We start from the raw sequence: 20,053 nt of genomic DNA on the forward strand, positions 1-20,053 counted from the left end.
GCCACTCGCGTGCTGGGGGAAACGCTGTGGGGGGAACATGGGGAACGCTCGGGGCGAACGGGGCCACTGAGACCCCGGAAAGACTTACGCCACGTCTTAGTTCAGGACGTGATTTAAATGGCGAACCTGTGAGTCGTCAAGAGAAACGGCAAAGGTCCGTACCTTAAAGTTCCCCGCGGCGTACCAGCACGGCGAGCACGGCGGCACCGGGAATGAGCGGCAGCCACGTGGTGAGCAGGCGGTATCCCAGCACGGCCGAGGTCGCGGCGACCCCGGAGGCGCCCGCGGTGACCAGCGCCAGCGCGAGGGCCGCGTCCAGCGAACCGATCCCGGCCGGCGTCGGCAGCCAGCCGGCCGCGGTGCTCGCGCACAGGTACGCCACCATCACCCCGCTGACCGGCACCGGCGCGTGCACCGCGCGGATCACGGCGGCCACCACCGCGCCGTGCATCATCGGGAAGGCGAGCGAACCGCCCCACAGGGCCGCCACCCTGGACCGGTCGCGGTGCACCGCCCGCACGTCGTGCGCGACCGAGGCGACGAAGCCGCGCAGCCGCGCGCCGAGCCTGCGGGCGTACCGCAGCAGCAGCACGATCCCGGCCAGCGCGGCGCCGCCGCCGACCGCGAGCAGCACCGGGTGGTCCGGCAGCGCGGGCCGCCCGGAGACCACCCGCCGGATGTGCAGCGCGTCGGGGAAGACCAGCAGCGCCACCAGCAGCAGCACGATCCGCCCGGCCACGGCCGCCGCCGCGCGCACCGCGAGGGCGGCCAGCGCGGCGGTGGGGGTCATCCCGCGCCGGACCAGGAACCGCAGGTTCACCGCGTTGCCGCCGACGCCGGCCGGCAGCACGTGGTTGGCGGCCGAGGCGGCGAACTGCGCGGCCAGCAACCGCCCGGGCGGGACCGGACGCAGCACCGCGCCCTGGAGCGCGACGGCGGAGAAGACCCAGGTCATGACCGCGGCCAGGCAGGCCACCGCGAGCCACTCGCCGTCGGCGGAACCGAGCTGCCCCGCCCCGGAGTTGATGAGCGTCCACTTGCTGGCCAGCAGCACCGCGACGGCGGCGAGCGGCAGCACCATCGCCGTCGAACGCACGGAAGCGCGCTGCCACAAGGCTCCATCGGTGCGTGCGACGGACACGGCGGCTCCTCGGCGCGTGGGGACGGCACGTCCAGGCTAGGACGTCACGGACCCGCTCTCCTACCCGCGCAGGGCCACTTGGGTCAACGCGCCGGGGAACATCAGCCGACGGGACGACTTCGCCGCCCCGCAATGGACGACTATGCGGCCGCCGGCGCCCCCGAACGGCCCGGACGCGGAGCGCGGATACGGGGGCGGACACGGGCGCGCGCCGGCCGCCGGTCCGCGGGACGCGCGGACCGGCGGCTCTTCCCTCAGCGCGACCGGGCGGTGGTGAGAGGTCCACCACCCGGCCGTTTCGGGCAGCGGATCAGGCGGCGGGCGCCGTCCACTGCTGATTGGCGGCACCGGTGCAGGTCCAGATCTGCAATCGGGTGCCGTTGGCCGAACTCGGCCCGGTGGCGTCCAGGCACTTGCCCGAGCCGGTGTTCACCAGCTCGTTGTCCGGGCCTCTGGTCCACTGCTGGGCCGCAGTGCCGTTGCAGTCGTACAACTGCGTCTGGCTGCCGTCGGCGGTGCCGGCCGAGGTCACGTCCAGGCACTTGCCCAGCGCCTGGAGAGTGTTGCCCGAGGCGGTCCACTGCTGGGCGGCGGAGCCGTTGCAGTCGTAGAGCTGCACCGCGGTGCCGTTGGCGGAGCTGCCGCCGGCCACGTCGGCGCACTTGCCGCCGTAGCCGGTGATCGCGCCGGTGTGGCCGGGGCTGGTGCCGCCGCCGCTGCCCTGGGTGCCGGACCAGGTGAACGTCGCCGAGGCGCCCGCGGGCATGGTGTAAGTGAAGTGCTCGTTGCCCCAGTTGACCGTGACCGGCTGCGCGGAGGTCGACTCGTTGTAGGCGATCAGGGCCTTGGAGCCGTCCGGGTTCTTCCACGCGACGTTGCGGATCGTGGAGTTGTCGTCGGAGCTGATCCGGTGCGCGCCGGGCCGCACGAACTTCGTCAGCTGGCCCATCGTGTAGTACTCGATGGTGTAGTCGACCTGCCCGCTGCGGCTGTCGCCGTTGTGCACGGTGACCAGGCCGGTGCAGGTGCCGCAACCGCCGTTGTGCGGGCCCATGTTCTGATCGACCGCCAGGCTCCACTTGACCCAGCTCTGGCCCCAGTTGCGGGTGTAGTCGATCAGGTTCTCCATGTCCTCCTTCTGCTGGTTGCCGATCCAGGTGCCGCCGGAGTGCTCGGTGTCGAAGTCCGGCACGTTCGGGTACTGGTTGTGGATCGTGGTCTGCTCGCTGGTGCTGCCCTCGTAGCCGTGCCAGGCGATCCCGCCGAAGTTGGGGTCGTCGCGGATGGATTCGTCGTCCACGGTGGGCGCGGCGAAGCTGTCGTACGAGTCGGGGTTCCAGTCCAGCGCGAGCACCTTCGTGGACAGGCCGGCGGTGTGCAGCGCGGGCAGCAGGTCGTTCTTGGTGAAGTACGCCAGCCCGGAGCCGTTCCAGTTCGCGCCCGGATAGTCGCCGCCGACCGTCGGCTCGTTCTGCACCGACACGTAGTCGATCGGCACGCCCGCGGCCTGGTACGCCTGGATGTACTTCACGAAGTATTGCGCGTAGGCCGCGTAGTACTGCGACTGGAGCCAGCCCTGCACGTAGCTGCCGTTGTCCTTCATCCACGGCGGCGGGGTCCACGGGGTGGCCATCACCGTGACGTCCGGGTTGATCTGCTCGGCCTGCTTGGTCAGCGGCAGGACGTCCGTCTGGTCGTGGGCGATGGAGAAGTGGGCGAGCGTCGGGTCGGTCTGGCCGGCCGGCATGTCGTCGTACGTGTAGTTGTTGCGGGCCAGGTCGGAGGCGCCCATCGGGTTGCGCAGGAAGTCCAGGCCGATCCCGTTGACCGGGTCGAAGAGCTTCTGCATCACCGAGTCGCGGGTCGAGGCCGACAGGGCGCCGCTGGAGTTGAGCAGATAGGCGGCGGTGTCGGTGAAGGACGCGCCACCGCCGGTGAACTGCTGGTACTGCGTGCCCTCGTCCACCGTGACCTGCTGGCCGGAGCCGCCGGTCCCGGCGGCGAAGGTCAGCGGGGCCTGCTGCTCCAGGCCCTTCGTGACGTTGCGGCCGCCGGAGTCGTTGGTGGTGGTGAGGTACACCTGGACGCTCTCACCGGCCGCGTGCGCGGTGGCCGGCATCGCGAGCATGGGGGCGACGGCCGCCGCGGCCGCCGTCACCACCCCGACGAGGGTGCGCCGCATACGGGTTCTGCCCGCGCGGGGGCGCGTTGCTGCGCTCATGGTTCGTTGCCTTTCTCGGCAATGATGGCATGGGCCTGACATTTCGTCCTACGGGCCGTGCACCATCCGTCCGGGGCAACCGTGCAGCGAGGGGGCCCACACGCTTGTTCCCGTACTTGTTTCACGGCTTATATCGCGACGTGATTTAACTCGCGCTCCACAAGGCCGTCAAGGTGTCGAACGCGGTTCAGATGTCTGAAACACGGTGAAACAACGGTGCGTTGACCGGGTGCAGGGCGATGACCTGCGGGAGGTTGGTCTGGACCGCGGAAAACGCGCGGCGTGCGCCAAGCGGCGCGTCCGGGCCGGGCGGAGGGACTGGGCCGGGCGGTGTCCGGGCCGGGCGGAGGGACTGGGCCGGGCGGAGCGACTGGGGCCGGGCGGCGTCTATGCTGGGCGGCGCGCCCGCAGCGGGCGTTCGGCGGGGCGGGCCGGGGCGGTGCTCCCGCGCGGGACCAGCACCGGCGGTTCGAGCAGGACGTCCGCCACCCGCTCCCCCCGTACGTGTGCGAGCAGGACCTGCGCGGCGCGGTGACCGTACTCCGGCACGCGGCGGCTCACCGCGGTCAGCGCGGGGTGCACCAGGCGGCACAACTCGCTGTCGTCCCAGGCGACGAGGGACAGCTCGCCCGGCACCGACACCCCCATCTCCTGGGTGACGCCGAGCGCGGCGACGGCCATCACGTCGTTGTCGTAGACGATGGCGGTGGGCCGTTCCGCGGCCGACAGCAGCCGCCGGGTCGCCCGCGCGCCGTCCTCCCCGGAGTAGTCGGTGTAGACGCAGGTGACGCCGCCGAGTCCCAGCTCCTCCGCGGCGGCCTCGAACGCCTCGCCGCGCTCGCGGGTGTGCACGAAGTGCGGCGGCCCGGCCACCCGAGCGATCTCGCGGTGCCCCAGCGCCGCGAGGTAGGCGAGGGTCTCCCGGACGGCGACGGCGTCGTCGATCCAGACCGACGGCACCCCCGGCACCCGGCCCGCGTGGCCCACCGCCAGGGCGGGCAGGCCGAGTTCGGCGAGCAGCGCGGGGCGCGGATCGGGTTCGCGCAGGTCCACCAGGAGCACGCCGTCCACCCGCCGCTCGCCCCACCAGCGCCGGTACGCCTCCTCCTCGGCGCCGGCGTCCTCGGTGACCTGGAGCAGCAGCGCCGTGCCGGTGGCGGCCAGGCCGGCCTCGACACCGGAGATCAGCCGCATGAAGAACGGTTCGATGCCCAGTACCCACGCGGGCCGGTCCACCACCAGGCCGATCGCGCCGGCCCGGCCGTCGGACAGCGCGCGGGCGGCGCTGCTGGGGTGCCAGCCCATCCGGGCGGCGATCTCCAGGATGCGCGCGCGGGTTCCCTCCGAGACGCCCGGTTTGCCGTTGAGCGCGTAGGACACCGCGCCCTTCGAAACACCTGCCGCCTCGGCGATGTCGGCGATGGTGGGGCGCTTCTTGGGGGACACGGGGGACATGCGGCCTCGGGTGGTGCGGGGCCCGCGGGCGGGCCGTGTGCGGCGATACGGCCCGCCCACCTTAACAACGCTGAACCGGGGCAGTGGCGTTGGCACCGTGGCCGCGGGATCTCCGCGACGGCGCCGCCGGCTCAACCGGTTGAGCGCCGCGGTCCCGCCCCGGTTCAGCCGCGTACGGCCGAGATCTCCAACCGGACGTAGTCCGCGACGGGTTCGGCCAGCCGCGCGGCGACCGCCTGGACGAAGGGCTCGTGGTCGGCGTCGGCCATGGCGTCCAGCCGAGGGCCGAGGATGACGGTCGCGAGGAAGGACTCCAACTGCTCGCCGCGCTCGAACCTGGCCGGGTCGGGGCGCAGCCGGACGTCGATGTCGGTGAACCCGGCGGCGGCCAGCCGTTCGCGGGTGTCGTCCACGCCCGCGAACTCCCAGGTGTCGGAGGCGGTGCCGGTGACGTCGGCGACGGCCGCGTTCACCGCGGCGATGTTGCCGCGGCCGCCGCAGTCGCTGACCAGGCGGGCTCCGGGCCGCATCCGCTCGGCGAGCGACGCGAAGAGCGCGGAGTGGTCCTCGACCCAGTGGAAGGTCGCGACGCTGAAGACCGCGTCCACCTCGCCGTCGAAGGGCAGCGGCTTCGTCAGGTCGGCGAGCACGACCTCCACCCGGTCCAGGCGTCCGGCCAGCCGCTCGCGCAACTGGTCCAGCATGCGGGCGGAACCGTCCATGGCGACCACCCGGCCGTCCGGCAGCCGGTCCAGCAGCCCTTCCGTGTCGCGCCCGGTACCGCACCCCGCGTCCAGCACCCGCTCGTCGCCGCGCAGCGGCAGCCGGGCGAGCGTGCGCCGCCCCCAGCCGAGGTGCGGCAGCGGCAGGGAGTCGTACGTCCTGGCATCCCATTCCCGGGGCATGGCGCTCCAATCATCACGCGACCACGGCCGGCCGCCCGACGGCGGCGGTCCGGTGATCACCTCGACCGCCACAGTACGCCGCACTGACCGCATGGTGATACCGGCGTCTCATATAATGGTCAGCGCTCGGGGCGCGCCGACCCCCGGAACGGCGTGCGGGCGGGGTGCGGGATACGGGCGCAGGGCGCCGGGTGCGGGGTGCCGTTTGTGCGTGATGCCGGGTACGGGCGCGGGTTCTGCCCGGCTACGGGCGCGGCACCCAGACGGGGCTACGGTCCTTGTCCACCAGCGCGGCGCGCACCCCTTCGTGGAAGTCGGGCTCGCGGGCGGTGCGGCAGGCGCTCTCCAGCTCCAGGGCCAGGCACTCCGCCAGGCTCGCGCCGGCGCCCGCGCGCAGCAGCCCGAAGGTCAGCTCCAGGCTCATCGGGCTGGCCCGGTCCAGCACCGCGAGGGTGTCCTCGGCCCACGCCCGGTCCGCGGCGTCCCCGGCACCGGTCTGCGCGGTGAGCCGGTCCCGCAGCTCCGCCAGGTCCGGGGCGGAGAAGCAGCGCTCGATCGCCGCGCGGTGCCCGGCGAGTTCGGAGGGCGGCGCGCCCACGGCGAACCGTTCCAGCACCGCGTCCGGGGCGCCGCCGTCCGCGCCCGTCAGCGCCTCCTCCAGCGCGGGCAGGTCGGCGGCGGGAACGTAGTGCGTGGCCAGGCCGCACTCGACCGCGGCGGCGCCCGAGATCCGTACGCCCGTCAACCCGAGGTACCAGCCGACGGCGCCCGGCAGCCGGGGCAGGAAGTAGGTCGCGCCGATGTCCGGGAAGAACCCGATCGCCGTCTCCGGCATCGCCAGCACCGCCCGCTCGGTGACCACCATCGCCGAGCCGTGCACCGAGATGCCCAGCCCGCCGCCCATCGCGTACCCGTCGACCAGCGCGGTGTACGGCTTCGGGAACTGGGCGACCAGCGCGTTCAGGGTGTACTCCGTGCTGAAGTACGTGCGGACCGCCGCGTCGTCGCCGCGCAGGCCCGCGGCGCGCATCGCCAGGATGTCGCCGCCGGCGCAGAACGCCTTCGGGGAGGTGCTGCGCACCAGCACCGAACGGACCGCGGGGTCCTGCCGCCATCCGCGCAGCGTCGTGTCGATCGCGCGGGCCATCTCCAGGTCCAGCGCGTTCAGCGCACCCGGGCGGTCCAGTTCCAGGACCCCCACACCTGAGGCGGTGACCGCGCCGCGCACCGTAGCCGAGGTCTCTGCCCTGCCCATGTACCGCTCCCAACGTCGTGCCTACGGCGCCCCTGGCCGGCGCGGGCTCCCGCGCGGCTCCCCGCGGGAGGACCGGCAGGTACCCGGGCCCGGCCCGCAGGTGATCCCGGAACCGACAGTACGCGGCGGGTCGGGCGGGTTGATACGCTGCCCGGGAGCCGTGACTGGCGTGCTGGGATGGGTGCAACCATCGGGAAGCGGCTCGCGCGAAACAGAAGTGCCGTACGCCTGGGCCACCCCGTTGCCGAATCTCCGGAGGACCCCGCCATGGCCGAACCGTCTGTCACCCAGCAGTCCCCGCACACTCCGCAGTCCCGCCAGTCCGTCGAGTCCACCGCGTTCCGCAGCGCCCTTGAGGTGATCCGGGGCGTCGAGCCGCGGGTCGCGGACGCGATCGCCGCGGAGGTCGCCGACCAGCGCGAGATGCTCAAGCTGATCGCGAGCGAGAACTACGCCTCGCCCGCGGTGCTGCTGGCGATGGGCAACTGGTTCAGCGACAAGTACGCGGAGGGCACCGTCGGCCGCCGCTTCTACGCGGGCTGCCGCAACGTGGACACCGTCGAGGCGCTCGCCGCCGAGCACGCCCGCAACGTCTTCGGCGCCGCGCACGCCTACGTGCAGCCGCACTCCGGGATCGACGCGAACCTCGTCGCGTTCTGGGCGGTGCTCTCGCAGCGGGTGGAGCGCCCGGCGCTGGACAAGGCCGGCGTCCGCCAGGTCAACGACCTGACCGAGCAGGACTGGGCCCGGCTGCGCGCCGACTTCGGCAACCAGCGGATGCTCGGCATGTCCCTGGACGCGGGCGGCCACCTCACGCACGGCTTCCGCCCGAACATCTCGGGCAAGATGTTCGAGCAGCGCAGCTACGGCACCGACCCGCGGACCGGCCTGGTGGACTACGACGCGCTGCGCGCCGCGGCCCGCGAGTTCCGGCCGCTGATCCTGGTCGCGGGCTACTCCGCCTACCCGCGGCTGGTCAACTTCCGCATCATGCGCGAGATCGCCGACGAGGTCGGCGCCACGCTGATGGTGGACATGGCGCACTTCGCCGGCCTGGTCGCGGGCAAGGTGCTGACCGGCGACTTCGACCCGGTGCCGCACGCGAACATCGTCACCACCACCACCCACAAGTCGCTGCGCGGCCCGCGCGGCGGCATGGTGCTGTGCGACGACGCGCTCGCCGAGCACGTGGACCGGGGCTGCCCGATGGTGCTCGGCGGCCCGCTGCCGCACGTGATGGCGGCCAAGGCGGTGGCGCTGGCGGAGGCGGCCCGGCCGGAGTTCGGCACGTACGCGCACGCCGTGGTGGACAACGCCCGCTCCCTCGCCGAGGGCCTGATGCGGCGCGGCGCGACGCTGGTCACCGGCGGCACCGACAACCACCTGGCGCTGATCGACGTCTCCTCCTACGGCCTGACGGGCCGTCAGGCGGAGGCGGCACTGCTGGACGCGGGCATCGTCACCAACCGCAACTCGGTGCCGCAGGACCCGAACGGCGCCTGGTACACCTCCGGCATCCGCATCGGCACCCCCGCGCTGACCACCCGGGGCCTGGGCGCGCCGGAGATGGACGAGATCGCCGGCCTCATCGACACGGTGCTGGCGGCCACGACCCCCGCCGCGGCGGCGAAGGGCGGGACGTCGAAGGCCAACTACGTGCTGGACCCGGCCGTCGCCGAGCAGGTCGCCGCCCGCTCCGCCGACCTGCTCGCCGGTTTCCCGCTCTACCCGGGCATCGACCTGAGCTGACCGGCCCGCCGGACCGGAACGGCCCGCCCCTCGTACGTCGTCGCGCGTACGCGGGGCGGGCCGATCCATGTGCCCGGGCAGATCGGGCGAACCCGAGCGCCGGACGGGCCGGGTGCCCTGGGTACCCCCGGGGCACCCGGGTGACGGATCAGGTGAAGGACCAGATCACGCCGTGGTTGGCGATGGTGACCGCGACCATGACGGCCAGGTCGGCCACGCCGAGCGCCAGGCCGAGGGCCGCGCGGCCGCGGCGGCGGGTGCCGCGGGCGAACGCGACGAGCGCGAGGACGACGGCGGCCGGGCCGAGCACGACGTTCATCACCAGCAGGCCGGGCAGGCCGAGCAGGAAGGACGCGACGGCCATCCCGTCGGCGTCACGGACGTTGCGGGAGACGGCGGAGGACTCGGAGGCCGCGGATGCCGCCGGGGCGGTGCGGATCGCGGTGGTCGTGCGCGCGGCCGAGGAGCCGGCGTCGACCGGGTGCGCTGCGGTGTTCACGGTGTTCCTCTCGGAAACGGTGGGTTCTTCCGGTCCGCCGATCGGGCGGCGCCGGACGGGCGGCCCGCTCAGCGGTGACGGCGGGCGACACCCTCGCGGACGGCGAAACCGAGCAGCCAGGCCGCGATGGCGGCGGCGAGCACGGTGAAGACCGTGAGCGAGGTGTGGGCGGCGGCACCCATCAGGATGCCCATCCCCAGCAGGAGGACGACGAGGCTCATGTCTGCTGCACCTCCAGCGAGTCGAGATTTCAGATGACAGTTGTTCACTGACTTCTCCAGTGTACGGTGGCCAAAGTCGGAGAACGGTTGTTTACTGAATGACATGAGTCACACTTCCGACGCCCCCGGGACCGGGGCGGCCCGGGCAACTCGCGCGGAGCAGGCGGGCGTTGCCGCGCAGCCGTCCGCCGAGGGGCACCAACCGGGCATCCGCCAGGCCCAGAAGCAGCAGACCCGGCAGGCGCTGCTCGACGCGGGCCTGCGCCTGCTGGAGCACCAGAACCTCAGCAGCCTCGGACTGCGCGAGCTGACCCGGGAGGTGGGCGTCTCCCCCGCCGCGTTCTACCGCCACTTCCCCGACATGGCCGGCCTCGGGGTCGCCCTGGTCGACGAGGCGCTGGGCAGCCTGCACGACATGGTCCGCGCGGTGCTCGCCGACGGCGCCGACGGTTCGGTGCCCGACGTCCTGATCGAACGCACCGTCGCGATCACCGCGGCCTACGTCGACGAGCACCGCCCGCACATCCGCTTCATCGCGCGCGAGCGGCACGGCGGCGTGCGGACCGTACGGGAGGCCATCGCGGCCGAACTCGGCCGGTTCACCGACGAGGTGGCCGCCGGCCTGGCCGCGCAGCCCTCGTCGGCCGGCTGGTCCCGGGCCGAACTGCACGTGCTCGCCGGGCTCTACGTCGACCACATGGTGATGACCGCCGCGGAACTCCTGGAGGCGCCGCGCGACGACACCGCCGCGCGGCGGCGGATCATGCACGCGGCCCGGCTGCGGATGCGGATCATCAGCGTGGGCCGGCGGCACTGGCTCGACCCGGAACCGGACTGACCCGGGGGGCGGCGTCGCGCGCGGACGCGGGAGGCCGGCGGGCCCGTCAGTGGAGTACGGGACCGTGCGACAGGACAGCACGGCCCCGAGCCTCACGGGGCGGGCGCGAGGGGGGGCGGACAGGGCCTTTTGGAGTCGGTACGGACACGGTCCGCACCCGCACCGGCTCTCCCCCGCGGGCCTGCGCCCCCCTCGGGCACACACGGCATCCCGGGACGCCGTCCACCGATCATGGGTCGGACCCCCGTCCCGGCGGGAGGACGGAACGCGCCACCTGATGGTCGAAACGCGCCAGATCGCGCGTAGGCTGCTGACACGTCCCCGGCGGACCGCCGCGGGACGCCCAGGACGACCGCCGACCGCCGGAGTTCCGGTATGCCGCCAGCAGCGCCCATAACCGACCTGCCCACCTCGCACCCGCACCTGCACCCGCACCCCGGCGTGCCCCCGTGCCCGCCCGTACACCAGGGGCCCGCACACCAGAAGTACGACGGACGACGCGGCGGGCAGGGCGAAGGCGGTGGGGACAACGCGCAGGGCCCGTACGGCGGTACGGCCCGCACGTCCGTCCCCGCCTCGCTGGCGGGGGCCCCGCTCACCGACTCCGTCGTGGTGCCCCGCCTGATCGCGACAGCCACCGCGAACAACCCGCGCGAGGCCGAACAGTTGGTACGCGCCGCCGGGCTGCCGCACATACTCGGCCAGCCGGAGACCACGCGTGCCCCGTCCACGCGCACCTACCGGCTGTGGGGCGCGGTGCTGGCGCGCACCGGGCGGGTCGACGCCGGGCTGCTGGCCGCGGCCGGCTACCGGCCCGGCCTGCTCGACGTGTTCGACTACCTGATGACCTCCGCGCCGACCGTCGGCGAGGGCCTGGCCCGCGGCGCGGCCCACATCCATCTGATCAGCAGCAACTCCCTGCTGACCATCGACGAGTCCGACGACGAGGTGACCATCGGCTACGCCGCACGACACGGCGACGACGAACTGCGCTGGGTGGTCGCGGAGTTCGCGCTCGCGGTGCTGACCAGGCAGCTGCGGCACTCGACCGGTCGTGAACTCTCTCCGGTCCGGGTGGAGTTCGCCCATCGGGCGCCCCTCAGGCAGGCCCCGCACCAGGAGGCTTTCGGGAACGCCCGGTTGGAGTTCGGCGCGACGGCCGACGCGATCACGCTGCACCGGCAGGACCTGGAACGGCGGTTGGACACCGCCGATCCCGCGCTGGCCGCGATCATGCTGCGCGCCGCGGCCGAGATGCCGGCACCGCGGATACCGCGATCGGTCGCCGTACCCGGACTGCGCGAGGTGATCGCCGAGCAACTGCCCAACGGACGGCCCTCGTTGGCGGATGCCGCGCGGCGCCTCGCGATCAGCACGCGTACCCTGCAACGCAGGCTCGGCGACTCCGGCACCACCTGGCGGGCCGAACTGGACGCGGTACGGCGCGAACAGTCACTCCGGCACGGGAGCGCGGGCTCCGCTCAGCGCGCGGTGCGGCTGGGCTTCGCCGAGTCGCGCTCGCTCCGGCGCGCGATGAACCGCTGGGACGCGGACAACCGCGGCGAGGGCGCACGCACCGACGGCAGCACCGGCCGCGGCGGCGACCACGACACCGGCGGCCACAGCACCGACGGCGACGGGACCGGCGAGCGGTCCGGCACACCACAGGAGGCGGGCACGGCGTGACCGACGGAACCGAGCGAGCCCAGTACAGCGAAGGCGGCGACCCGGTCTGCTGGTCGGACCGGGTGTGCGAGGAGTGCGGGGCCTTCCGGGAGACCGCGGACCCGACGTGCGCGCGCTGCGGCAACCCGTACCCTGGCGCCGGCCCGTCAAGTCCGGCGGGACCGCGCCCGCTCCCCTCGGAACACGTCCCGTCCGACCGGCAGAACGCGCCTCCGCCACCGTCAGCGCTCCGACCGCCCGGCCGGCGAGCCGAGCAGTGACCGTCGGCACCGGCGCCGTACTGGTCTTCAGTGCGACCGCCGGATACCGGCACGCCTCGATCACGGCGGGGGCCGCCGCGCTCGCGGAACTCGCCGGCCGGCACGGCATGCCCGCCCGCCACACCGAGGACCCGGACGACCTGCGGCCCGACGCGCTCGCGGGCTGCGCGGCGGTGGTGTTCCTCTCCCCCACCGGCGAGGTCCTGCACGACCGGGCCCGGGCCGCGCTGCGCGACTTCGTGACGGGCGGCGGAGGCTTCCTCGGCATCCACGCGGCGACCTGCGCGGAGTACGACTGGCCGTACTACGGCGAGTTGCTGGGCGCGCGCTTCGACGGGCATCCGCGGGTCCAGCCGGCCGACGTGCTCGTGCACGACCGTACGCACCCCGCGACCGCGCACCTCCCGGCCACCTGGCGCTGGACCGACGAGTGGTACGACTTCCGCGCGGGACCGGCCGGTCGGGGCGTGCGGGTGCTCGCGTCCGCCGACGAGGACAGCTACGAGGGCGGCACGATGGGCGCCGTCCATCCGCTGGTGTGGTGCCACCGGGTGGGCGAGGGAAGGGTGTTCTACACCGCGCTCGGCCACCTCGAATCCGCCTACGCCGACCCGGACTTCCGCCGCCATCTCGACGGCGCGCTGCTGTGGTGCGCGGGAACGGCGGAGTGAGTCTCATCCCGATCGCCCACCGGGGGCGCGCGTTCTGGCGTACACGCCCGTAATTACGGCCTTTCGTATCCGCCACGGGCGACGGCGCTACTACGCTGAGTGGCGGCAGGAGAGTGACGGCGCCGGGGAGTCGGGAGGGCCGTATGGACGCTGAACCTGCGAGGGCGGTGGAGACGGACATCGAACGGGTGGGCGGCCGGCCCACCGATCAGCTCGCACGGTTACTGGCCCGCGCCGAGAACGGCGCGCAGGCCGCGCGGCACCTGGCCGAGGTGCACAGCGCGCTGATGCACTACTGCGGTCTCCAGTCGTGCCGCCACGCCAAGGGGCCGCCGCGGCCGATCGACCGGCGCACCTACCGGCACAGCTTCCTGCTGCCGGACGGCGGGGTTCGGCTGGTGTGGGAACTGGAGCACAACACCGGGCCGGGCGGCGAACTCCGGTACGCGGTCTTCACCGACCGGGGCGAACTCGCACTCGCCGAGTGGGAGGCCGACACGGCGTTCGGCCGGCCGCCGCCGTGGACCGGCCCGGACGGCGGCAGCGATCCGGCAGCGGCCGACCTCGGCGGAGTCGCCGGAATCGGCGGCCTCGCGGACCTGGACGGGCTCGCGGACCTGGACGGTGAGGCGGGCGGGGCCGGTCCGGGCGGCGCGGCGGGTCCGGGCGGGCTCGACGACGTGGACGTCCTGGGCGACCCGGCGCGGTCGGCGCCGCTCCCCCTGCCGCCGCTGCCCGAGCCGCACGGCTGCCACCGCGCCTACACCGAGGCCGACTCACCCGAGCACGCCCGCCGCCTGCTGCGCCGCGCGTCGAACGCCAACCCGCCGGGCGAGGAGGTCCATCGGCGGCTGCACGCGGCCATCGCCCACACCATCGGCATCGTGACCCGCCGCAGCACGCTCGTCGCCGGCCGCACGGTGACCTGGTCGCTGTACGAGCACGCGTTCCTCCTGCTCGACGGCACCGAGTTGAGCCTGTGGGAGATCGACCACACCCGCACCCCGAACGGGAGCCCGGTGTGCGAGGTCTACGCCTCGCGCGACGCGGCACTGGACACGGCGGTCCGCCGGATCGAGGCGGGCTGACCTGACCGGTTCGGCCGGGTGGCAGGAGCCGTACGCCTCCTGCCGCCCGCCGTGGCGGCCCGTGCCTGCCTCAGCCGTCGCCGCCGCGCTCGTGACGGCTGTCCGGTTCGGGGTGGGCGGCGGCCTCCGGGGACGTGTGGTCGTGGCCGTACTCGCAGATCCGGTCGTGCTCGTCCTCGGCGGCGAACCTGACCAGGGTCAGCCGGGAGAGCGGAGGCACGTTGCCGGTGCGGCCGGCCCGGCGCCAGGCGACGAGCACGGTCAGCCGGATCATCTTCCGGGCGACGTACACCAGCAGGGCGGCGAGCGGGAGTTCGGCGACCACCGCCGTGATGATCGCGCCGGTCAGCTCGTCGCTGTTCCAGTCCAGCACGATGTCGAACCAGGCGTCGCAGCACAGCAGCGCGGCGGTGACCAGCGCCCACGGGATGAAGATCTGCAACCGCCGCCACGCGCACAGCGCGGTGATGCCGATCGCCACGATCAGCGCGCCGTCGAAGCCGACCCAGGCGAAGCGCCACTGGTCGACCTCGTGGTGGGTGGGCAGGCTGGCCGAGAGGTAGCCGATCCACGGGATCAGGAAGAGGAAGCTGCCGGTGACGACGGCGAGGAACATCCGGCGCAGGTGACGCACGTGGTGGTCGTGCAGGGACGGGACCTCGTGAACCATGTCGTCCACTGTGCCCGACGCGTGTGCCCGACGGGGCCCCGCCGCGAACGGCGACGAGCGGATCACGGGCAGGACGGGACCGCGGGTGATCCGTTCGGCGGCGTGCCCGGCGCCGTACCGAACGGGTCGAGGGAGCCCACGGCCTCCGACAGCGCGTGGAAGACGTCCTCGCCGAGCGGCGCGACGACCCGGGCCCGCAGGGTCCGCGCGAGCGAGCGGGAGGCGGCGAGCACGGACTCGGCGCCGGCCGAGGTCAGCGCGGTGTAGACCACCCGGCGGTCGGCGTCGGAGGGGCGGCGCTCGACGAGTCCGGCGTCGGCGAGCCGGTCGACGAGCTTGGTGGTGCCGGCGGTGGAGAAGCCGAGCGCGGCGGAGAGCTGGTTCATGGGCGCGGCCTGACCGGGCGCGGTGACCAGGAACATCAGCGCCTGGAAGGAGCTCGGCGCCAGCCCCTGCTCGGCCTCGACGTCGGCGAGCATGTCGTCGGTCAGCCGTCGCACGCCCGACTGGAGGGCGTGCCACCGCTTCAGCAGGGCCAGTTCGTCGGCGTCGGGGCACGCTTGCGCCGCGTTGCTCCGTACGGGTTCCACCACCATGGCTCCAGGATAGCCTTCGAGCTATCATCTCGCTGGTTAGCTAATTACTGGTAACGTATTGAGCGTTCCATCAGCCCGAGGGGCCGATCCGGCCCGCCCGCGCCCGGAGAGGACGACATCCATGTCGCAGACCACCGCCGAAGCCGGACGCTGGGTGCTGGACCCCGCGCGCTCCTCCGTCGGCTTCCGCAGCAAGACGTTCTGGGGGCTGCTGACGGTGAAGGGCACCTTCGGCACCGTCAGCGGCGAGGGCGAGGTCGCGCCCGACGGCACCGGGCGCGGCACCCTCACCATCGACGCCGCCTCCCTCGACACCGGCAACGGCAAGCGCGACACCCACCTGCGCTCCGCCGACTTCTTCGCCGTCGACGAGCACCCGACGATCGTCTTCACCGCGAGCTCCGTCACGGCCCCCGCGGACGGCTCCGGCGAGGTCCAGGTCACCGGCGACCTCGCGGTCCGCGGCGTCTCCCGCCCGATCGCCTTCCCCGCCCGGGTCACCCTCGCCTCGCCCCAGGAGGCCACCCTGGAAGCCGATCTCCCCGTGGACCGTGCGGAGTTCGGCATCACGTGGAACCAACTCGGCATGCTGCTCAGCCCGTCCACGGTCGTCGTCACCGCGCACTACCGCCGCGAGAGCTGAGCGCGCGCCCTCGGGCGGTCCCCCGTACGGTGTACCCGATCCGCCCGGCGGGCTCTCTCGCGCGCCCTCGGGTCAACTCCCGCCGGCGGTGAGGAGTTCGTGCACCGGGAGGGTGGCCGCGCCGAGGGCGACCGCCTCCTGACCGAGCCGGCCGAGTTCGACCACGGTCCCACCGGCGAGGTAGCCGAGCACGTGACGGTCCATCACCTCCCGCACCGCGGGCAGCATCGCGGGGCCCATCGCGGCGCTCACCCAGCCGGAGAGGATCACCCGGTCAGGACCGAGCAGGTTCACCAGGTTGGCGATGCCCACGCCGAGGTACTCCGCGGCCCGGCGCACCGTGTCCGCGGCGGCACCGGGCGTGCGGGCGGCGGCGATCAGCGCGGCCAGCCGCCCCTCGGTGTCGCCCCCTCCCAACTCCACCGCCCCGGGCCGCTGTTCGTAGTACGCGAGGATCGCCTCGGCGCCGACGTACGCCTCCAGACAGCCGCGCGACCCGCACCGGCAGGCCGCGCCGTCCTTCTCCACCACGGTGTGGCCCCACTCGCTGGTCACGCTGGTGACGCCACCGGGTGAGCCCGTCGCCACCGCGGCACCGACGCCGACCGCGAGCAGCGCGACGATCGCCCGCTCCGCGCCCCGGCCCGCGCCGCGCCACATCTCGGCCTGGCCGAGGGTGCGGGCGCAGTTGTCCAGTTGCAGCGGGGCGGCGAGGTGCGGCCCGAGTAGGTCGCCGAAGGGCACGCCGGACCAGCCGAGGGTCGGCGCGTGCACGAGCCCGCCGGGCAGTACCGCGCCGGGCACGCCGACGCCGACGCCGAGCAGCCCGGCCGGATCGACCCCTGCCTCGGCGGTGACCTCCGCGATGCCCGCGAGCACCGACGCGGCGAGCAGCACGGGGTCCGAACGGCCGCCGTCCATCGAGTGGGTGGCGGTCGCCAGCGTGTCGAGGGTCCAGTCGAAGAGGCCGACCTCGACATGCGTCTCGCCGATGTCCACGCCGACCACCTGCGCGTATCCCGGCTCGACCGCCAGCAGAGCGGCCGGGCGGCCGCCGTCGGAGTCCAGCAGCCCGGCCTCCGCCACCAGGCCGTCGCCGAGCAGGTCGGTGACCACGTTGCTCACCGTCGCCGCGCTGAGCCCGGTGACCCGCGCCAGGTCGAACCGGCTGGCCGGGCCGTTCAGGTAGAGCCTGGTCAGGACGGACGTGCGGTTGTGCCGGCGCAGATCCCTCGTCGTCCGCCCCACATCGCGCTTCACCGGGCCCCCCTGTCGCCGTACCCGGCACATCGTGCCAGATCGGGGGTCGACCGCCACCAGGGGGGAAGCGCTCTCCCGGTCCCCCGGTGAGCGCTCTCCACCGGGCCGGCGGGGAGCGAGCGGCAGCCGTCACCGCGCCTGCGGCCCGGCAGACATCGGATGCCTCACCCCCGTCCCGGCAGCAGGCGGCGAACCCGGGGTTCAGTCCCGGCCGGTCCCCCGGTACAGGTCGAGCTCGCCGTCCAACTCCAGCGCCAGCACCGTCGCGTACGGGTCGACGTCACCCGGCGCGGGAGCGTCGATCCACAGCACGCCGGGCACGTCGTGCAGCCCGCCGGTGACGTGGTGGCCCAGCTCGGTCCCGGTGCCCAGCACGGTGGCCCGGCGCACCGCGTTGCGCAGGCCGCGCACCGACACCGTCTCGCGCGGCGGGTCGAAACAGGTCAGGTAGAGGGTCCGGCGGTCGGCGGAAAGGGTGCTGGGGCCGTAGTGGTGGCCGGGCGGCAGTCCGGCCACCGTGCCGTACACCGCGTCCGCGTGCCGCGACACCCACTCGCCCAGGCCCTCCAGGCGGGCGATCTGCTCGGGGGTGATCGTGCCGTCCTCACGCGGGCCGACGTCGAGCAGCAGGTTGCCGCCGGCACCGACCGTCTCGGCGAGGTAGCGGACGAGCTGGCCGACCGACTTCTGCCGGTGGTCGTGCGGCTGGTAGCCCCAGGAGTCGTTGACCGTCAGGCACAACTCCCAGGGGCCGTCCGGCGCTTGCAGCGGGACACCCTGCTCGGGCGTGGCGTAGTCGCCGCGGTGCAGCATGCGGGAGTTGAGCACCACATCCGGGGTGGCCGCGAGGATCTCGTCGGCGAGCGCGTCGATGCCCCACTGCTCGGCGGACCGCTCCCACTCGCCGTCGAACCAGAGCAGGTCGGGGCGGTAGCGGGTGGTCAACTCCGCTACCTGCGCGTTGCGGTAGGCCAGGTAGCGGCGCCACGCGGCGGGGTCCTCCGCGCCCGGTGCGGGGGCGCTGAAGCGGTTGTCGTTGACCGGGATCTCGGCCGGCGGCGACGGGTGGCGGACGGTCGGGTAGTCCGGGTGCGACCAGTCCGAGTGCGAGTAGTAGAGCCCGACGCGCAGGCCGTGCGCGCGCAGCGCGTCGGCGTATCCGCCGATCAGGTCGCGGCCGGCCGGGGTGTCGCGCGCCACCGACAGGCCCCGCTGCCCGGTGTCCCACAGCGCGACACCGTCGTGGTGGCGGGTGGTGAGCACCGCGTACCGCGCGCCCGCGCGGGCGAACAGCCGTGCCCAGGTGTCCGGTTCGTACCGGGACGCGGTGAACCTGCCGAGCTGGCCCAGGTACTGCTCGTGGCTGACCCGGCCGTCGTAGAACGCCCATGACTCGGGGACGCCGTCGACCGCGTAGACGCCGTAGTGCACGAAGATGCCGAGCTTGGCGTCGGGGAACCAGGGCTGCATGGGCATGAGCCGCAACCGCTCCAATACATCGGAGGTGTGACCGGACGGCCTCGACCCTAAGTCCGCCGGCCCCGCCGATCAATCCCCGCAGGTGCGAGGCCGCAGGAAGGCGGCGTCGGAGGCCGCAGAAAGGCAGCAGGAAGGCGGCGGAAAGGAGGCAGGAAGACCGCAAGAACGCGGCAGGACAGCAGCACGAATACGGCACCGCGGGCCCAGGGCCCGCGGCCCGGAGCGGGGCTCAGCAGTCGGCGGGGGGCCGCCGCACCCCGTCCCATCTGCGGGTTGTCGCCGCCCAGGGGCAACGGGAGAGCGCTCTCCCGTCGTGGTATAAAGGCAGGTATGACCACCAGCCGTCCGGGCCGTCCGCGCCTGCCCACCCTCGAAGACGTCGCGCGGTCCGCGGGGGTGTCGCGGGCGACGGTGTCCCGGGTGGTCAACGGCACGCGGAACGTCGACCCGGAGATCCAGAAGGTGGTCCAGGAGGCGGTGGCCCAGACCGGCTACGTGCCGAACCGCGCGGCCCGCACCCTGGTGACCCGTCGCACCGACTCGGTCGCACTGGTCTTCTCGGTGCCCGAGCACCCGGCCGACGACCCTTTCATGGCACGGGTGTTCAGCGACGCGTTCTTCGGCCGGATCGTCGGCGGCCTGCTGACGGTGCTGCGGCCACGCGGCGTGCACCCGGTGCTGATGCTCGCCGACTCCGACGACGTGCGGCGCGAACTCGTCGACAACCTGCGCCAGCAGCACATCGACGGCGTGGTGCTGGTGTCGATAGCGCCCGAGGACCCGCTGCCGTTCCTGCTCACCGAGGCGGGGCTGCCGACGGTGCTGTTCGCCCGCCCCACCACCCGGGTGCCGATCAGCTTCGTGGACATCGCGCAGCAGGCGGGCGTCAAACTGGCCGTCGAGCACCTGGTGTCCCTGGGCCGCACCCGGATCGCCACCATCGCCGGCCCGTACGACTCACCGGCCGGCCGGGACCGGCTGGCCGGGTTCCGCGACGCGATGGCCGAGCACGGCCACCCGTACGCGCCCGACATCGAGGGCGACTTCACGCAGGAGGGCGGCGAGGCGGCGATGCGCACGCTGCTGTCCGAACACCCCGACACCGACGGCGTGTTCGTCGCCAACGACCTGATGGCGCAGGGCGCGCTGCTCGCCCTGCGCGAGCTGGGCCGCCGGGTGCCGGAGGACATCGCCGTCGTCGGCTTCGACGACAGCAGCGCGGCGACAGCCTCCCGCCCGCTGCTGACCACCGTGCGGCAGCCGGTGGAGGACATGGCCGCGGAGATGGCCCGGTTGCTGCTCGCGCTGATCGACGACCCGGCCCAGCAGCTCCGTTCGGTGATCTTCAAGACCACCCTGGTCCGCCGCCACTCCGCCTGATGCCTGACGCCTGACCTCCACCCCTCCGCCCGAACG

The 20,053-nt window shown here is 73.6% G+C and carries 18 protein-coding genes and 1 riboswitch; of the genes, 7 read left to right on the plus strand and 11 right to left on the minus strand.

All coding sequences use genetic code 11. The features are described from left to right. Positions 1-163 precede the first annotated feature (163 nt). The 5 genes from ACIPAE_RS11655 to ACIPAE_RS11675 all read right to left on the minus strand — a co-directional run bounded on the left by ACIPAE_RS11655 (position 164) and on the right by ACIPAE_RS11675 (position 6,977). Complete coding sequence (locus tag ACIPAE_RS11655; protein ID WP_329362645.1) at positions 164-1,141, minus strand: lysylphosphatidylglycerol synthase domain-containing protein; 978 nt, start codon at positions 1,139-1,141, stop codon at positions 164-166. Between the two features lie 310 nt (positions 1,142-1,451). Further along, positions 1,452-3,362 carry a ricin-type beta-trefoil lectin domain protein gene (locus ACIPAE_RS11660; protein ID WP_366410211.1) on the minus strand — a complete coding sequence of 637 codons (1,911 nt, stop codon included), beginning with the start codon at positions 3,360-3,362 and terminating at the stop codon, positions 1,452-1,454. Between the two features lie 387 nt (positions 3,363-3,749). After that, on the minus strand, positions 3,750-4,817 hold the full coding sequence (locus tag ACIPAE_RS11665; RefSeq protein WP_329362647.1) for a LacI family DNA-binding transcriptional regulator: 1,068 nt from the start codon (positions 4,815-4,817) through the stop codon (positions 3,750-3,752). 164 nt (positions 4,818-4,981) lie between these two features. Continuing rightward, positions 4,982-5,722: a class I SAM-dependent methyltransferase gene (locus ACIPAE_RS11670; RefSeq protein ID WP_366410212.1), complete on the minus strand. Its 741-nt coding sequence runs from the start codon at positions 5,720-5,722 to the stop codon at positions 4,982-4,984. Positions 5,723-5,966: 244 nt separating this feature from the next. After that, the gene (locus tag ACIPAE_RS11675) at positions 5,967-6,977 is read right to left on the minus strand and encodes an enoyl-CoA hydratase/isomerase family protein (protein ID WP_402444581.1); all 1,011 of its coding nucleotides are present in this window, start codon (positions 6,975-6,977) and stop codon (positions 5,967-5,969) included. 150 nt (positions 6,978-7,127) lie between these two features. Next, positions 7,128-7,218: riboswitch (ZMP/ZTP riboswitch) on the plus strand. Positions 7,219-7,244: 26 nt separating this feature from the next. Here ACIPAE_RS11675 and ACIPAE_RS11680 point away from each other — a divergent pair. Beyond that, positions 7,245-8,726, plus strand: coding sequence for a glycine hydroxymethyltransferase (locus tag ACIPAE_RS11680; RefSeq protein ID WP_329362653.1), 1,482 nt, complete (start codon positions 7,245-7,247; stop codon positions 8,724-8,726). A gap of 148 nt (positions 8,727-8,874) precedes the next feature. On the opposite strand, the gene ACIPAE_RS11685 is transcribed toward ACIPAE_RS11680, so the two are convergent. After that, entirely contained in the window at positions 8,875-9,225 is a 351-nt protein-coding gene (locus tag ACIPAE_RS11685; protein WP_402444583.1) for a DUF4190 domain-containing protein, read from the minus strand. A gap of 68 nt (positions 9,226-9,293) precedes the next feature. Then, positions 9,294-9,446, minus strand: a complete 153-nt coding sequence (locus ACIPAE_RS11690; protein ID WP_328472002.1) for a hypothetical protein — start codon at positions 9,444-9,446, stop codon at positions 9,294-9,296. Positions 9,447-9,549: 103 nt separating this feature from the next. Here ACIPAE_RS11690 and ACIPAE_RS11695 point away from each other — a divergent pair, with 103 nt between their 5' ends. From ACIPAE_RS11695 to ACIPAE_RS11710, 4 genes are all read left to right on the plus strand, one after another. Beyond that, complete coding sequence (locus ACIPAE_RS11695) at positions 9,550-10,284, plus strand: TetR family transcriptional regulator (protein WP_402444585.1); 735 nt, start codon at positions 9,550-9,552, stop codon at positions 10,282-10,284. Positions 10,285-10,659: 375 nt separating this feature from the next. Beyond that, positions 10,660-11,970, plus strand: coding sequence for an AraC family transcriptional regulator ligand-binding domain-containing protein (locus ACIPAE_RS11700; RefSeq protein WP_402444587.1), 1,311 nt, complete (start codon positions 10,660-10,662; stop codon positions 11,968-11,970). Positions 11,971-12,226: 256 nt separating this feature from the next. Further along, positions 12,227-12,901, plus strand: a complete 675-nt coding sequence (locus tag ACIPAE_RS11705; protein ID WP_366410215.1) for a ThuA domain-containing protein — start codon at positions 12,227-12,229, stop codon at positions 12,899-12,901. 143 nt (positions 12,902-13,044) lie between these two features. Continuing rightward, positions 13,045-13,989 carry a DUF6227 family protein gene (locus tag ACIPAE_RS11710; protein WP_402444589.1) on the plus strand — a complete coding sequence of 315 codons (945 nt, stop codon included), beginning with the start codon at positions 13,045-13,047 and terminating at the stop codon, positions 13,987-13,989. A gap of 70 nt (positions 13,990-14,059) precedes the next feature. Here ACIPAE_RS11710 and ACIPAE_RS11715 read toward each other — a convergent pair whose 3' ends face one another. Together ACIPAE_RS11715 and ACIPAE_RS11720 are read right to left on the minus strand one after the other, a co-directional pair. Next, entirely contained in the window at positions 14,060-14,659 is a 600-nt protein-coding gene (locus ACIPAE_RS11715; protein WP_402444591.1) for a hypothetical protein, read from the minus strand. 62 nt (positions 14,660-14,721) lie between these two features. Beyond that, the gene (locus ACIPAE_RS11720) at positions 14,722-15,255 is read right to left on the minus strand and encodes a MarR family winged helix-turn-helix transcriptional regulator (RefSeq protein ID WP_328471990.1); all 534 of its coding nucleotides are present in this window, start codon (positions 15,253-15,255) and stop codon (positions 14,722-14,724) included. Positions 15,256-15,376: 121 nt separating this feature from the next. On the opposite strand from ACIPAE_RS11720, the gene ACIPAE_RS11725 reads away from it, so the two are divergent. Next, on the plus strand, positions 15,377-15,898 hold the full coding sequence (locus tag ACIPAE_RS11725; protein ID WP_329362669.1) for a YceI family protein: 522 nt from the start codon (positions 15,377-15,379) through the stop codon (positions 15,896-15,898). 72 nt (positions 15,899-15,970) lie between these two features. Here ACIPAE_RS11725 and ACIPAE_RS11730 read toward each other — a convergent pair whose 3' ends face one another. Both ACIPAE_RS11730 and ACIPAE_RS11735 read right to left on the minus strand, forming a co-directional pair. Next, complete coding sequence (locus tag ACIPAE_RS11730; RefSeq protein WP_402444593.1) at positions 15,971-17,158, minus strand: ROK family protein; 1,188 nt, start codon at positions 17,156-17,158, stop codon at positions 15,971-15,973. 201 nt (positions 17,159-17,359) lie between these two features. Continuing rightward, a complete protein-coding gene (locus ACIPAE_RS11735; RefSeq protein WP_402444595.1) occupies positions 17,360-18,652 on the minus strand; it encodes an alpha-L-fucosidase in 1,293 nt (430 codons plus the stop codon). Positions 18,653-18,967: 315 nt separating this feature from the next. On the opposite strand from ACIPAE_RS11735, the gene ACIPAE_RS11740 reads away from it, so the two are divergent. After that, complete coding sequence (locus ACIPAE_RS11740) at positions 18,968-20,017, plus strand: LacI family DNA-binding transcriptional regulator (RefSeq protein ID WP_329362675.1); 1,050 nt, start codon at positions 18,968-18,970, stop codon at positions 20,015-20,017. Positions 20,018-20,053 lie beyond the last annotated feature (36 nt).

The organism is Streptomyces sp. NPDC087270 (assembly GCF_044744625.1).
Classification (GTDB): domain Bacteria; phylum Actinomycetota; class Actinomycetes; order Streptomycetales; family Streptomycetaceae; genus Actinacidiphila.